Origin of the sequence: Mediterraneibacter sp. NSJ-151 (assembly GCF_022487435.1) — a bacterium.
GTDB classification, from domain to species: domain Bacteria; phylum Bacillota; class Clostridia; order Lachnospirales; family Lachnospiraceae; genus Schaedlerella; species Schaedlerella hominis.
On the sequence record NZ_JAKVPP010000001.1, the window covers coordinates 292,492 to 308,221 of the forward strand.

The following is a 15,730-nucleotide window of genomic DNA, read 5'->3' on the forward strand; positions in this document are numbered from 1 at the left end:
CTACAGGAGGAGCTATTGGGGACGGGGTTAGTGGCTTTTTTCTACGAAAAAAGCCACTAACCCCGTCCCCAATGGCTCCTTTACGGAGAAGAAGTTTCATGTTATCATTATTATAATAAATGATGGCTCATGGAGCTTTTTTTAACAGGGGAAAAGAAGGGAGAAGATTACAAAAAGGAGGAGTGGATATGAATAAGAAAATAATAATTTTTGTTGCGGCAATAATATTGATTCTGTCTTCAGCAGATACTGTTTTTGCGGAGGATGTTTCCATCGATGACGCGACACTATTGTTTGCCAAGCTGCAGTTAGAATTGGCGCAGCAGAGCAAGGCGAATGCGGAAAGTTACATACAGCAAATTGAGGAACTGCAGAAGGAGCAACAGCAGAATATTCAGTTTCTGGAAAATGCGAGACAGCTTCGCAGTCAGGCGGAAGCATCCGGTCAGGAAACAGAGATGCCTGCTGATATGGCAGCTTATATGGATGCAAGGGGGTTGGTTTATGATACGACAGGAAATGATCTGTTGATGGATGCTTATGAATGGACGGTGGCGATTGGATCTCTTGAAAATTATCAGCAAACAGTTAATACAAAGAGTCAGCAAGTCATGGCTAATTTGCAGGACCTTATGGGGCAGTATAATAGTTATATTTCAGGTGCAAATGCTCAGATTTCCCAGTCGCACGAAACACTTGCCGGAATCGCGAGAGGATAGAGTATGTATGGTACTTCGGAAGCCGGTCTTGCAATAACCGCTCTTGTGCTTGGTCTTGTTTTAGGCTGTGTTGTCACTCTTGGAGTTCAGAAGCTGGGTAGAAAAAGGAGGACCGAATGATGCCGGAACTGGTTGGTTCGCTGATTGCGGCAATCTATGGCGGCTGCATGTGTTTTCACAAGAAAGTGCCGTTGTTTTATAGAATTTTATGGTACGCAGGGCTGACTTGCCTGATTGGTAATATCTATACAGCACTTTATGTGTTTTTATGGCAGTCCGAAGATGTCAGTTTTCACATTGGATACCTTGGATATATCGGTATGTTTTTCTTCTTCTTTTCGTCTTATTATGGGGCGCTTGATAGTCTTGTTGATGGTAAGCAGACAGAGTTCAGATGGTTTCGGAGAACTGCAGGATTTATTGCAGGGCTCTTCTTGGCGGGTTCTACACTGCTGATGTATTTTGGAAATCAGGAATTCTGGAAATACCTTGTTATAGTGCCAATGACTTTTACCATGTATTTTGCAGTGAAGCATCTGATTATGCCGGATATTGAAATGGGGTATATCAGGGTTTTACGTACCTACAACATTTTAATCATCGCCCTATGTATTTGCATGATGCTCAGAATTGTTTCGGCGCAGGATTCTGTGCTCGAAAATGTTAGTAGTATCTGTATCGGGATTCTGCTTGCAGTCTATCTGCCAGTGGCAAGAATGGGGGTGCGCAAATGGTTTATATTCTGATGATTTGTATGGTCGTGCCTTTGCTATTGCTGATTCCTATGCTGGAAAAACAGTCCCGATTGTTACTTGGTTTTGTACTTGGTGGTATGGTGCTGGCAGTATGTGCCTATGAGATTAATTCCGTTGTCTGTGCCCTATTTTCGCTCAGTGGACCAGAACTTTCTATTACAGCTGCACCTATTGTAGAGGAAATATTAAAAGCACTTCCAGTGTTGTTTTTTGCACTGTTTGTCAGTGATGACAGAAAACTGGTTCTTCAGCTTGCTATGGCCTCGGGCATTGGATTTGCTATATTGGAAAACGCGTTCCTTTTGATTACATATGTAGACCAGGTTGATATTGTATGGGCTGTTGTACGTGGTATTTCAACTAGCCTTTCCCATGGCATCTGCACAATGATTGTGGGCAATGGGATTGTTTATGTGCGAAAACAGAAAAAGCTGTTCTATACGGGAACTTTTGCACTGCTTACTGCGTCAATGACATTGCATGCTATATTTAATCTGTTGATACAGTCGTCCTATGATTACATTGCTCTTGCACTGCCAATCGTCTTGTATCTGCTTTATTGGGTTACGAAATTACGCTTATGAAATGTGGAAACAAGATTGAAGAGTACTCATGAAATGTGATAAAATGGGCTAATTAAATACATTGTTATTAGATTGAACAAAGCAGTATTGAACGGAAAGGAAATCAATATGGAAAAGGAAACGCAGACACCGCACAAGAGACGTGTGCGCTATAAAGGGAAATACCCAAAGAAGTTTGAGGAAAAATATAAAGAGTTACAACCGGAAAAATATCAGGATACGATTCAGCATGTTATTCAGAAGGGAAATACTCCGGCGGGCATGCACATTTCCATTATGGTGCAGGAGATTCTGGAGTTCTTGAAGATTCAGCCGGGTGAGATTGGATTTGATGCGACGCTGGGGTATGGCGGACACACGAAGGCGATGCTTCAGTGCCTGGATGGGAACGGGCACATTTATGCGACAGATGTGGACCCGGAGGAATCGGCAAAAACAAGAAAACGTCTGGCAGATCAGGGATTTGGTGAAGACATTTTGACAATTCGTTTGCAAAATTTCTGTACAATAGATGAAATAGCCAAAGAGGTAGGTGGATTTGATTTCATTTTGGCAGATCTGGGAGTATCATCTATGCAGATTGATAATCCTAAAAGAGGATTTTCATTTAAGGTAGACGGTCCTTTAGATTTACGTTTAAATCAGGAAAAAGGAATCAGTGCAGCAGAGCGTCTTGATACAATTTCAAGAGAAGAGCTTGCAGGTATGTTATATGAAAATTCGGATGAGCCATATTGTGAGGAGCTTGCAAAAGCAATCACAGATGAAGTTCGAAAGGGCAATCGAATTGATACTACTACAAAACTCCGACAAGTAATTGAAAAGACATTGGATTTTCTTCCGGAAAAAGAGAAGAAAGATGCAGTTAAAAAAACGTGCCAGAGAACATTCCAGGCATTGCGTATAGATGTGAATCGAGAATTTGAAGTGTTGTATGAGTTTATGGAGAAGCTGCCGTCGGCACTTCGTCCGGGTGGCCGAGTGGCAATTTTAACATTTCATTCGGGAGAGGACAGGCTTGTGAAACGTGCACTGAAGGATGGATATAAGGCCGGTATTTATTCGGATTATGCTAAGGATGTGATCCGTCCGTCGGCACAGGAATGTGCACAGAATGGAAGAGCAAGATCAACGAAGATGCGTTGGGCTGTGAAAGCAGAAAAATAGGATGGAGGACTAGCAATGCATTATGGTGAAATATTAATCGCAGATTGTGCAAATGGAGTCGGAATCAGAGTAAGTCTGTTTGTATCTGGTTGCACAAATCATTGCAAAGGTTGTTTTCAGCCTCAGACATGGGATTTTAATTATGGGATGGAATACACACAGGAAACAGAAGATTTTATTATTAGCGAAGTATCTAAACCATATTATCAAGGGCTGACAATACTCGGGGGCGAACCGATGGAGCCGGAGAATCAAAGAGAACTTGTAAAACTAATCCGGAGAATGAGAAAAGAGTGTCCGGACAAAGACATTTGGATGTATTCAGGATTTACTGTGAATGAGGATTTAATTCCGGGCGGAAGAAAATATACAGAAGTAACAGATGAAATACTTGGAAACATTGACATTCTTGTGGATGGTAAATTTGAGGAAGACTTGAAAGATATTTCACTTAAGTTCAGAGGCTCCAGAAACCAGAGAATTATAGATATGAAGAAAAGCAAAGAAAAAGGACAGCTTGTGCTGTCTGATTTGAATAAATAGGAGAGGCAGTATGATACAGCAAGAACAAAATTACCGGGTGATACTGAATAATTGTAAAGGTAAAGAGTTGGAGATAGCAAGATATCTACATATAATAACCGGGATGGAAGAACATGAAGCCCGAAAAATTGTATCGAATCTGCCAATCATTCTTTTTGAAAGTCTGGATGGCGAAGTATGTTCTTATATAGAAGAAGCATTTGATTTTTATGGAATCAAATATAAGATGGAGCCGGTAGACGAATGGTATGATATACCGGAGTATCCTTCGAAACAAGTAATTGCCCTTGGATTGATGGTAGATTATATCGGACAGGGAACAGATTATGCGAATATAGCAAGAAAATTTGATTTTAAGATCAATGGGAATTTAAGGCAAACTCCATTTCTTGTGAAAGATGGACTATCGGAAAAGCAGGCTGTTGAATTGAAACAGGAATTGCGTAATATGGGAATGTCTGCACAGGTGATTCGCAGTTCCAGTGAGATACAGGCGATTAAGAAGAGAAGCCTGCTAGGAGTGTTGTTCTCGAAATAGGGAAGAGGAGGCATTGGGCCATTGGGGACGGGGTTAGTGGCTTTTTTCGTAGAAAAAAGCCACTAACCCCGTCCCCCTCAAAAAAACACAAAAACCTACTTGACAAATAGGTAAAAGGAGAATATAATAACTTTAACGCGTTAAACATACTAATTGGATAGGAAAGGTAGGAATCATAAAATGGCAAATATTTATAAAAATACATTGGAATTGATAGGAAACACACCTCTTGTAGAGGTAACGAATATTGAAAAAGAGTTAGGGTTGGAAGCAAGAGTTCTTGTAAAGCTTGAATACCTGAACCCGGCAGGAAGTGTAAAGGACAGAATTGCGAAAGCGATGATCGAGGATGCAGAGAAAAAAGGAATTTTAAAAGAAGGTTCGGTTATTATTGAGCCAACTTCTGGAAATACAGGAATCGGACTTGCATCTATCGCAGCAGTAAAAGGATATCGAATGATTCTTACTATGCCAGAGACAATGAGTGTGGAACGACGCAATATTTTGAAAGCATATGGAGCTGAGGTGGTTCTGACAGAAGGCTCACAGGGAATGAAAGGTGCAATCGCGAAAGCAAATGAGCTTGCAAAAGAAATTCCGAACAGCTTTATTCCTGGACAGTTTGTAAATGCAGCCAATCCGGCAGCACATAGAGCTACGACAGGACCAGAGATTTGGAACGACACAGACGGTGAAGTAGACATTTTTGTGGCAGGTGTCGGTACAGGCGGAACACTGACAGGTGTTGGTGAATATTTGAAGTCTCAGAAAGCAGATGTGAAAGTTGTAGCAATTGAGCCGGCAACATCACCGGTTCTTTCAGAAGGAAAAGCAGGAGCTCATAAGATTCAGGGAATCGGAGCAGGATTTGTACCGGATGTATTAAATACAAAAGTGTATGATGAGATTATTACAATTGAAAATGATGATGCATTTGCAACATCAAAACAGTTTGGAAAATTAGAGGGAATTCTGGTAGGTATTTCTTCAGGAGCAGCTCTTAAAGGAGCAATCGAACTTGCAAAACGTCCGGAAAATAAAGGAAAAACAATCGTAGCATTATTGCCGGATAGTGGAGACAGATATTATTCAACTCCGTTATTTATAGACTAATAAAAACTTGAATCCAAAAAACAGCACAGGCAAAGGAGATATGGAACCATGGCAAAAATTACAAGAGATCAGAGAAATTTTAAATTCGAAACATTACAGTTACACGTAGGACAGGAAACTCCAGATCCGGTTACAGATGCAAGAGCAGTACCGATTTATCAGACATCATCATATGTATTTCGTAACAGCCAGCATGCAGCAGATCGTTTTGGGTTAAAAGATGCCGGAAACATTTACGGACGTCTGACAAACCCTACAGAAGATGTATTTGAGAAGAGAATTGCAGCATTGGAAGGTGGTACAGCAGCCCTTGCAGTAGCATCAGGAGCAGCAGCAATTACATATACAATTGAAAATCTTGCTCAGCAGGGAGACCATATCGTATCTGCTAAAAATATCTACGGAGGTTCATTTAACCTTCTTGAGCATACACTTCCAAATTATGGAATTACGACAACATTCGTTGACATTTTCAACTTGGAAGAGGTTGAAAATGCGATTCAGGAGAATACAAAAGCAATTTACATTGAGACTCTTGGAAATCCAAATTCAGATGTAGTTGATATTGAAGCAGTTGCAAATATTGCACATAAACATAAAATTCCACTTGTTGTAGACAATACTTTTGCAACACCTTACCTTGTAAGACCAATTGAGTACGGCGCAGATATCGTAGTTCATTCAGCAACAAAATTTATCGGTGGACACGGAACAACAATCGGTGGAGTTATCATTGAAGGTGGTAAATTTGACTGGGAGGCTTCAGGAAAATTCCCTTCACTGACAGATCCAAATCCAAGCTATCATGGTATCAGTTTCACAAAAGCTTGCGGAGCTGCAGCATTTGTAACAAAGATCAGAGCAATCCTTTTAAGAGATACAGGAGCTACAATTTCTCCAATCAGCTCATTTATTTTCCTGCAGGGACTTGAGACGCTTTCACTTCGTGTTGAACGTCACGTAGAAAATGCACTGAAAGTTGTAGAGTATCTGAATAACCATCCACAGGTAGAGAAAGTACATCATCCATCTGTAGATTCAGATCCAAAACAGCAGGAGCTTTATAAGAAATATTTCCCAAATGGAGGAGGTTCTATCTTCACATTTGAAATTAAAGGAGATGCAGCAAAAGCTCAGGAATTTATTGATAATCTGGAATTGTTCTCATTGCTGGCAAATGTGGCAGATGTGAAATCACTTGTTATCCATCCTGCAACAACAACACACAGCCAGTGCACAGAAGAGGAACTGCTTGATCAGGGAATCAAACCAAACACAATTCGTCTTTCAATCGGTACAGAAAATATTGATGATATTCTTCAGGATTTGGATGAGGCATTTAAAGCAGTTCAATAAGAATAGATAAAAATTTGGGGGAAATATGAAGGCGGTAGATAAATTAATCCAGCGTCAAAAATTAACAAAAGAAGAGTTTATAGAAATTTTAAAACAGCAGGATGATCCGGATATCCGAGAGCTTCTAAAAGAAGAGGCCGTCAGGTTAAGAAAACACTATTATGGAACGAAGGTATTTACAAGAGGGCTGATTGAATTTACAAACCATTGTAAAAACGATTGTTACTATTGTGGGATTCGAAGAAGTAATAAAAATGCAAAACGATTTCGTTTATCGCAGGAGGATATCCTGGCATGCTGTGAGAATGGTTATGAATTAGGCTTTCGGACATTTGTTCTGCAAGGCGGGGAAGATGTCTGGTACACAGATGAAAAACTGGTGGAGATTATTCGCAGAATCAAGACCTTATATCCGGAATGTGCAGTAACACTTTCAGTAGGAGAAAAATCTTATGAAAGTTATAAAGCTTATAAAGAAGCAGGGGCGGACCGCTACCTGCTTCGTCATGAGACTGCGGATGAACAACATTATGGAGTATTGCATCCGGCAGAGATGAGTCTTGCAAATAGAAAACAATGTTTGTATGATTTGAAGAAATTAGGATATCAGGTGGGAGCAGGATTTATGGTAGGCTCTCCGGGGCAGAGTGTGGAAACTTTGGCAGAAGATTTATTATTTTTGCAGGAGTTACAGCCACAGATGGTAGGCATCGGTCCGTTTATTCCGCATCATGACACCTGTTTTGCTGAAAAATCAGCGGGAAGTGTGGAGGAAACATTATTTTTACTGTCTGTAATTCGTATTTTACTGCCGACAGTATTGCTTCCGGCAACGACAGCTCTTGGAACAATGGATCCGCAAGGAAGAGAAAAGGGACTCTTGGCAGGAGCAAATGTTGTAATGCCAAATTTGTCGCCCATAAAGACAAGAAAACAATATGATTTATATGATAACAAGATCTGCACTGGAGAAGAGGCAGCAGAATGCAGAGAGTGTCTGGATAAGAGGATAGAATCTGTAGGTTATCAACTGGTAAATGAAAGAGGAGATGCTGTTCTGTAAAAAGAGCGGCATTTTTTCTTTTTTCTGAGAAGATTTTGTGCAAAAGAGAAAATCTCCTGCAAAATAAAACAAAAATTTATTTGACTCCACTAAAAATACTTGGTATAATATAAAACAGTTATGGATATCATATCTATATAGTGAGGCGCAGTAGCCAAGTGGTAAGGCGTGGGTCTGCAACACCCTGATTCATCGGTTCAAATCCGATCTGTGCCTTTTATCTATAAAGCCTGGAAATGCTAAGTTTCTCAGGCTTTTTTTATATATCAGGAAAGTGTTTTCCTAAATAAAATTATACGAGGTGAGGAAAGTGTTAAAAGCAGAAAATTTAACATTATATGTAAATGATAATGGGAGTCGAAAATGTCTTCTCAATGATATTTCATTTCATGTAGATGACGGGGAGATGTTAGTGATTACCGGACCAAATGGTGGTGGAAAATCTACGTTGGCGAAAACATTGATAGGAATTGAAAAGGCAGATAGTGGAAAAATCATGCTGAATGAGCAGGATATTACAGATTATGATATTAATCATCGGGCAAATGCAGGAATCGGATATGCATTCCAGCAGCCACCAAGATTCAAAGGAATGCCTGTTTCCAAGCTTCTTACATTGGCAGCAGGAAGAAGTCTGTCAATTGATGAATGCTGTGATCTGCTTACTGCAGTAGGATTATGCGCAGAAGAGTATGTGGAGCGTCAGATAGATGGGACTCTTTCTGGTGGAGAGATGAAGCGAATCGAGATTGCATCGGTGCTGGCAAAAGACCATGAATTATGTATTTTCGATGAACCGGAAGCAGGAATAGATTTGTGGAGCTTTTCAATGTTAATACAGAAATTCGAAGAGATGCATAAAGAAAAGAAGCAGAGTCTGATCGTAATCTCACATCAGGAAAAAATCATTGATATGGCAGACCGTATTATGATCATCGACGATGGAGAGATTAAAAAAATAGGCAAAAGAGAAGATGTTCTTCCGTATCTGAACGGAGTTCAAAAGTGTCATAACTGTGCAGAAAACAGAGAAAGGAGAGCATAGACGAATGGTAAAGTTAGATCAGGTTACAGAAGAAGTATTGAATGTTATTAACGATAACAAGTTTAGTCAAAGCGGAGCTTTCAATCTGCGTCAAAACGGAACATCAATATGTCATGGAGACAGCGAACATATTAAGATAAAAAAGAAAGAGGATAAACCGGGAATAAACATTTATATCGATGGAGAAACAAAAGGCGAGGTAGTTTATATTCCTGTTGTTGTCAGTGTATCTGGAATGACAGATCTTGTTTATAATGATTTTTATATCGAAGACGGTGCAGATGTGTCGATAGTAGCAGGATGCGGAATCCACAATAGCGGATGTAATGAGAGCCGCCATGACGGAATCCATACATTCCATGTTGGAAAGAATGCAAATGTACGATATGAGGAAAAGCATTATGGTGAGGGAAATGGTACGGGAGGAAAAGTTTTAAATCCTGTTACTAATATTTATATAGGAGAAAATTCTGTATTTACATTGGATACAGCCCAGATAAAAGGCGTTGATTCGACAGTTCGCGAGACAATGGTGGAAATGGAAAAAGATGCAAAGTTGTATGTGACAGAACGTCTTATGACAGAAGGAGAGCAGACAGCAGAATCGAATATAGAAGTGAGATTAAACGGAGAAGACAGTTCCGCACAGATTATTTCCCGTTCAGTTGGAAAAGGCAGATCTGTCCAGACATTTCATCCAAAGGCTGTTGGAAATAATAAATGTCAGGCACATATCCAGTGCGATTCTATTATTATGGATGATGCAGAAGTCGGCTCAATTCCAGAAATCAGAGCACGTAATTTGAATGCAGCGATTATCCATGAAGCGGCAATCGGTCGAATTAACGATGAGCAGCTGTTAAAATTGCGTACACTTGGCCTGACAGAAGAAGAGGCTGAAAATGTTATTATACAGAACTTCTTAAATTAGAAACACAGGAAATGATATGGCAGAAAAAAGAAGGTAGATAAGTTTGAATAATACGGAAAAGTATAGTCATGAATTGATTGTACCAAATGAAGATTTACCATTTAAAATGTTTTTGTTTGAAGGAAGTCAAGGGAATTATTTCAGAGATAAACATTGGCATCGCTCGATTGAGATATTTGCAGTATATGAGGGTGGATTAACTTTTTATATCAATGAAGAGAAACATCCGCTTGAGGCTGGAGAATTTATGCTTGTCAATTCTAATGAGATACATTCTATTGATGCGCAAGAGAAGAATCAGACAGTTGTTCTTCAAATGCCATTAAAAACTTTTGAAGATTATTTTACAGGTGAGCAGTTCATCCGCTTTACACATGATTCTACCGTGCAAGATGAGAAGGTCATGGAGTTGATCTGGAAAATGTACGACGCATATCTTGGCAAACAAAGTGGGTATGAGATGAAGGTGAAAAGCTATTATTACATGCTTCTTTATTTGTTAGTTACAAAATATCGTGAGCTGGATGTTGATCAGGACATGTTAAAGCGAAACAAGAAACTGACACGATTATCAACCATCACTGCATACATAAAAGATCATTATACAGAAGAACTTTCATTGGAAACACTGGCCGAAATCTTTGGCTATTCGCCGACTTATTTGTCAAGAATGTTCCAGAAATATGCAGGAATCAATTATAAGAGTTATCTGCAGAGTATCCGGGTGCAGTATGCATATCAAGAGCTGACGAACACGGAGCATACGATTAGTGAGATTGCGTTAAATAACGGGTTCCCGAATAGTAAGGCGTTGGCGAAGGTGTTTCGGAAGAAGTATGGAGTGCTGCCGAGTGAGTATCGCAGGGCAGGATTTCGAGAGGATTCGTGAGTGAGGGGGCTATAGGGGCCTTGCGTGGAATTGCTATTTAGTTCACTAAGTGGCAATACGTTCCTTACAAAAAATTGATATAAGAATTCTTGCTCAGATTCTATGAGCGGGAGACACATAAGAGCGTAAATTTTTGCTAAAAGCAAATGAATTTGAACTCAAACTTGCTGCTACGCAGCTTCAAACACGTTCGCTCAAATTCATTAACGCAAAAATTTACGCTCTAAGTGTCACCAGCACCCATTTCATATTCGCTTGAATTTCTTATATCAATTTTTTTGCAAGTAATGTATTGGCTCAAGTTGTGAAGTAAATAGCAACAAAGGATATTGAGCGACAATATCTGCAATAGTGGATTTTAGAGCATTGAAGATGCAAAATTTTGATGGAGAGCATCTTCACGTTATCAAAAACGTGGGATGTAGATGCAAAATTTGCGAAGGGAGTATCTTTAAATCCCAGAAAAGGCAAGATGTAGATGCAATTGTACATGACAGGCAGGCTTAAAAGTATCTGCAAGTTCGAAGAAAAGCAAGTTGCAGATACATTGATTCCAAAAAGAGCATCTGCAACAATGAATATCAAAGCCTTGTAGATACATTGGTCCCCAAAAGAGCATCTGCAATAACGAATATCAAGGGCTTGCAGATACAACGGTTACAAAAAAATCATCTACCTGTTTCTATTACGGTACATCACAGAGCACTGCTCTTTAATTTATTGGATTTGCAATAACGTATTACCACCCAGTGAACTAAATAGCAATTTTACGCATGGACAATATCGTGACTAAAACACAAAAAAGACAAAAAAGTGCCATACATTGGATAAGTATTTGGTCGAAGAAGCTGCAAAATCTTGTTATATTGAAGATACAGGATCTCGCAAAGCGTTTAGGTAAGGAAACACCTTCGGACATCGACTCGAAAATACCTCGTCTGATGCCGAAGTGTACATAAACGCTAAGCTCAAAAATACCTCGCAAAGCGTTTAGGTAAGGAAACACCTTCGGACATCGGCTCGAAAATACCTCGTCTGATGCCGAAGTGTACATAAACGCTAAGCTCGAAAATACCTCGCAAAGCGTTTAAAATCAGGAGGGACCAGAAATCATGGAGATACAGAAAATTACAGATGCTTCCTTCAAAAAGTACGGACGTATTCTGGAAGGGTATACCATTGACAGAATCTTAAAAGAAATGGAGCATACTCCACTTCCGAAAGAGGTCATATATGTGCCATCCGTAGAAGAGATGGAAGCACTTCCGGAAGCAGAAGCATTCCAGAATCGTGCTTATGGTGGATTGCCGATTCAGATAGGGTATTGCAACGGCGATAATAACAAGTTAAATGCATTGGAGTATCACCGCTCATCAGAGATTAATATTGCAGTTACAGATATGATTTTATTGCTTGGTTCACAGCAGGATGTAAAAGAGGATTTTACATATGATACTTCTCTTGTAGAAGCATTTTATGTTCCGGCTGGGACAGTAGTGGAAATGTATGCAACAACATTGCATTATGCACCATGTACGGCAGTAGAAGGCGGATTCCGCTGTGTGGTAGTTCTTCCGGCTGGAACGAATACAGAGCTTACATTTCCTATCGGAGAGAATGGAGAGAATAAGCTGATCACAGCAAAGAATAAATGGCTGATCGCACATGAAGAAGCTGGAATCGAAGGTGCATTTTGTGGATTACAAGGTGAAAATATCACATTGTAAGTGAATAACTTGTTTGAGATTCACGGAGTGTGTGGAAAACCGCCGGCTATTTGTATGGCGAATGAAACCAGAAACGAAAATAATGAGAAAATATAACGGATATAAAACAAAAAGAAAGGTTGGTATAAAAGATGAGTAATATGCCAGAATTGAAAATCGGAGTTGTAGCAGTAAGTAGAGATTGTTTTCCGGAGAGCTTATCTGTAAACAGAAGAGCAGCACTTATGAATGCGTATAAAGCAAAATATGGAGAGGCTGACATTTACGAATGTCCAATCTGTATCGTAGAGAGTGAAATCCATATGGTACAGGCATTGGAAGATATTAAAGCACAAGGATGTAATGCGTTGGTTGTATATCTTGGAAACTTTGGACCGGAGATTGCAGAGACATTACTTGCAAAACATTTTGAAGGCCCAAAGATGTTTGTTGCAGCAGCAGAGGAGACAGGAGACAATCTGATTCAGGGAAGAGGAGATGCTTACTGTGGAATGCTCAATGCAAGTTATAATTTGAAATTGAGAAATATCAAAGCATATATTCCGGAGTATCCAATCGGAACAGCAGAAGAGTGTGCTGACATGATTGCTGAATTCCGTCCAATCGCACGTGCAATCATCGGATTAAATGATTTGAAGATCATCAGCTTTGGACCACGTCCACTGAATTTCCTTGCATGTAATGCTCCAATCCAGCAGTTATACAATCTTGGTGTTGAGATTGAAGAAAATTCAGAGCTTGATTTGTTTGAGGCATTCAACAAACACGAAGGAGATGAGAGAATCCCTGCAATCGTAAAAGAGATGGAAGAAGAGCTTGGAGAAGGTAATAAAAAACCGGAAGTTCTTCCAAAGCTTGCACAGTATGAATTGACATTAAAAGACTGGATTAAAGAACACAGAGGATATCGTAAATATGTTGCGATTGCAGGAAAATGCTGGCCTGCATTCCAGACACAGTTTGGTTTCGTACCATGTTATGTAAACAGCCGTTTGACAGCACAGGGAATCCCTGTATCCTGCGAGGTTGATATTTACGGAGCATTGAGTGAATTCATAGGAACCGTTGTAAGTCAGGACACAGTTACATTGCTTGATATTAACAACAACGTGCCTGCAGATATGTACAAAGAAGATATTGAAGGAAAATTCCCTTACACACACAAAGATACATTTATGGGATTTCATTGTGGAAACACAGCATCAAGTAAATTATCGTTCTGTGAAATGAGATATCAGCTTATTATGGCAAGAGCATTGCCGGAAGAAGTGACACAGGGAACATTGGAAGGAGATATCGTGCCTGGAGATATTACATTCTATCGCCTGCAGAGTACATCAGACAACAAACTTCGTGCATACATAGCACAGGGTGAAGTACTTCCTGTAGCAAGCCGTTCATTTGGAGCAATCGGTGTATTTGCGATTCCGGAAATGGGAAGATTTTATCGTCATGTACTGATTGAGAAGAATTTCCCACATCACGGAGCAGTTGCATTCGGTAACTACGGAAAAGCATTATTTGAAGTATTCAAATATATTGGTGTGCCGGTAGAAGAAATCGGATATAACCAGCCGGCAGGAGTACGCTACCCAACAGAGAATCCTTGGGCATAGGATATAAATGGTGCGGAAACACGCTCGGACATCGACTCGAAAAGACCTCGTCTGATGCCGAGGTGTACCTAAACGCTAAGCTCGAAAAGACCTTGCTAGCGTTTAGGTAAAGAAAGGATTTTTAGATTATGTTATATATAGGAGTAGATCTTGGAACATCGGCAGTAAAGTTATTGTTAATGGATGAAAAGGGAAAGATTCATAATATTGTTTCAAAAGAATATCCGCTTAGTTTTCCACATCCAGGCTGGTCAGAACAAAATCCGCAGGACTGGAAAGAGAAGTCACTGGCAGGGATCAAAGAATTGATCGCAGACGCGGACAAGAGTCAGATTGCAGGAATCAGCTTTGGCGGACAGATGCACGGACTGGTTGTGTTAGATGAGAATGATGAAGTGATCCGTCCGGCAATTTTATGGAATGATGGAAGAACAACAAAAGAGACAGATTATCTGAACGAAGTAATCGGAAAGGATAAGCTTTCAAAATATACGGCAAACATTGCATTTGCAGGATTTACAGCACCGAAGATTCTTTGGCTGAAAGAACAGGAACCGGAGAATTTTGCAAAGATTAATAAAATCATGTTACCAAAGGATTATCTTGCATATGTGTTAAGCGGTGTTCACTGCACAGATTATTCAGATGCATCTGGTATGTTGTTACTTGATGTAGAGCACAAATGCTGGTCAAAAGAGATGTTGGAAATCTGTAATGTAAAAGAGGAACAGCTTCCGACACTATATGAGAGTTATGAAGTGGTCGGAAATGTGAAACCAGAGATTGCAGAAGAGCTTGGAATCCCGACGAGTGTGAAAGTAATTGCCGGAGCAGGAGATAATGCCGCAGCGGCGGTTGGAACAGGAACTGTCGGAGAAGGAAGATGCAACATTTCTCTTGGAACATCAGGAACAATTTTTATTTCCAGCAAGAAATTTGGGGTAGATGAACATAACGCTTTACATTCATTCGACCATGCAGATGGTTACTATCATTTGATGGGATGTATGTTAAGCGCAGCATCTTGCAATAAATGGTGGATGGATGAGATTCTGAAGACAAAAGAATATGCAAAAGAGCAGGAACAGATTCGTAAACTTGGAGAAAACAAGGTGTTTTATCTTCCATATTTGATGGGAGAGCGTTCACCGCACAATGATCCAAAGGCAAGAGCAACATTTATCGGAATGACAATGGATACAACAAGAGAGGATATGACACAGGCAGTTCTGGAAGGTGTTGCATTTGGGTTACGTGATTCTTTGGAAGTGGCAAGAAGTCTTGGAATCCAGATTGAGCGTACAAAAATTTGCGGAGGCGGAGCAAAGAGTCCGCTTTGGAAAAAGATTGTTGCAAATGTAATGAATTTGAAGGTGGATGTCATTGAAAGCGAAGAAGGTCCTGGATATGGCGGAGCGATTTTGGCAGCGGTAGGCTGCAAAGAATTTGCAAGCGTTGAAGAAGCAACAGAGAAGCTTGTGAAAATTGTAGATACGGTGGAACCGGATGCAGAACTGGTAGCAAAATATGAAGAGCGTTATCAGAAATTCAGACAGATTTACCCGACATTAAAAGGTTTGTTTCAAGAATTGAATTAAAAAAACAGCAGAGATTTCAAAGATATGCGGTATAAAAACAGCATAGCATTGAAATTTCTGCTGTTTTTGTGTTAAACTGGTAAAGC

General features: G+C 39.9%; 15 protein-coding genes and 1 tRNA gene. All 16 read left to right on the forward strand.

Features of this window, described 5'->3' with window-relative positions; translation table 11 throughout:
- The first annotated feature begins 188 nt into the window (after window positions 1-188).
- A complete protein-coding gene (locus tag LQE94_RS01420) occupies window positions 189-719 on the forward strand; it encodes a hypothetical protein (protein ID WP_240576835.1) in 531 nt (176 codons plus the stop codon).
- A gap of 116 nt (window positions 720-835) precedes the next feature.
- A complete protein-coding gene (locus LQE94_RS01425) occupies window positions 836-1,465 on the forward strand; it encodes a permease (protein WP_240576836.1) in 630 nt (209 codons plus the stop codon).
- A complete protein-coding gene (locus LQE94_RS01430; RefSeq protein ID WP_240576837.1) occupies window positions 1,450-2,058 on the forward strand; it encodes a PrsW family glutamic-type intramembrane protease in 609 nt (202 codons plus the stop codon). Before LQE94_RS01425 ends, LQE94_RS01430 begins: the two co-directional genes overlap by 16 nt.
- A 108-nt stretch (window positions 2,059-2,166) precedes the next feature.
- A complete protein-coding gene (gene rsmH, locus LQE94_RS01435; protein ID WP_118738223.1) occupies window positions 2,167-3,225 on the forward strand; it encodes a 16S rRNA (cytosine(1402)-N(4))-methyltransferase RsmH in 1,059 nt (352 codons plus the stop codon).
- A 15-nt stretch (window positions 3,226-3,240) separates the two neighbouring features.
- Window positions 3,241-3,768, forward strand: coding sequence for an anaerobic ribonucleoside-triphosphate reductase activating protein (gene nrdG / locus LQE94_RS01440; RefSeq protein WP_118724089.1), 528 nt, complete (start codon window positions 3,241-3,243; stop codon window positions 3,766-3,768).
- Window positions 3,769-3,778: 10 nt separating this feature from the next.
- Window positions 3,779-4,306, forward strand: a complete 528-nt coding sequence (locus LQE94_RS01445; protein WP_118724090.1) for a hypothetical protein — start codon at window positions 3,779-3,781, stop codon at window positions 4,304-4,306.
- 180 nt (window positions 4,307-4,486) lie between these two features.
- Complete coding sequence (gene cysK / locus LQE94_RS01450; protein ID WP_118724091.1) at window positions 4,487-5,419, forward strand: cysteine synthase A; 933 nt, start codon at window positions 4,487-4,489, stop codon at window positions 5,417-5,419.
- A 48-nt stretch (window positions 5,420-5,467) separates the two neighbouring features.
- Window positions 5,468-6,775, forward strand: a complete 1,308-nt coding sequence (locus tag LQE94_RS01455; protein WP_022074938.1) for an O-acetylhomoserine aminocarboxypropyltransferase/cysteine synthase family protein — start codon at window positions 5,468-5,470, stop codon at window positions 6,773-6,775.
- A 25-nt stretch (window positions 6,776-6,800) separates the two neighbouring features.
- Window positions 6,801-7,838, forward strand: coding sequence for a [FeFe] hydrogenase H-cluster radical SAM maturase HydE (gene hydE / locus LQE94_RS01460; protein WP_240576838.1), 1,038 nt, complete (start codon window positions 6,801-6,803; stop codon window positions 7,836-7,838).
- Between the two features lie 144 nt (window positions 7,839-7,982).
- A tRNA-Cys gene (locus tag LQE94_RS01465) sits at window positions 7,983-8,054 on the forward strand.
- Between the two features lie 94 nt (window positions 8,055-8,148).
- Window positions 8,149-8,883: an ABC transporter ATP-binding protein gene (locus LQE94_RS01470; RefSeq protein WP_022074940.1), complete on the forward strand. Its 735-nt coding sequence runs from the start codon at window positions 8,149-8,151 to the stop codon at window positions 8,881-8,883.
- A 4-nt stretch (window positions 8,884-8,887) separates the two neighbouring features.
- Window positions 8,888-9,814 (forward strand): SufB/SufD family protein, encoded by a 927-nt coding sequence (locus LQE94_RS01475; protein ID WP_118724093.1) that lies wholly within the window; start codon window positions 8,888-8,890, stop codon window positions 9,812-9,814.
- 106 nt (window positions 9,815-9,920) lie between these two features.
- Window positions 9,921-10,703 (forward strand): AraC family transcriptional regulator, encoded by a 783-nt coding sequence (locus tag LQE94_RS01480; protein ID WP_240576868.1) that lies wholly within the window; start codon window positions 9,921-9,923, stop codon window positions 10,701-10,703.
- Between the two features lie 1,112 nt (window positions 10,704-11,815).
- Window positions 11,816-12,430: a DUF4867 family protein gene (locus LQE94_RS01485; protein ID WP_240576839.1), complete on the forward strand. Its 615-nt coding sequence runs from the start codon at window positions 11,816-11,818 to the stop codon at window positions 12,428-12,430.
- 131 nt (window positions 12,431-12,561) lie between these two features.
- Window positions 12,562-14,046 (forward strand): L-fucose/L-arabinose isomerase family protein, encoded by a 1,485-nt coding sequence (locus LQE94_RS01490; protein WP_022074944.1) that lies wholly within the window; start codon window positions 12,562-12,564, stop codon window positions 14,044-14,046.
- A 128-nt stretch (window positions 14,047-14,174) separates the two neighbouring features.
- Complete coding sequence (gene xylB, locus LQE94_RS01495) at window positions 14,175-15,644, forward strand: xylulokinase (protein ID WP_240576840.1); 1,470 nt, start codon at window positions 14,175-14,177, stop codon at window positions 15,642-15,644.
- Window positions 15,645-15,730 lie beyond the last annotated feature (86 nt).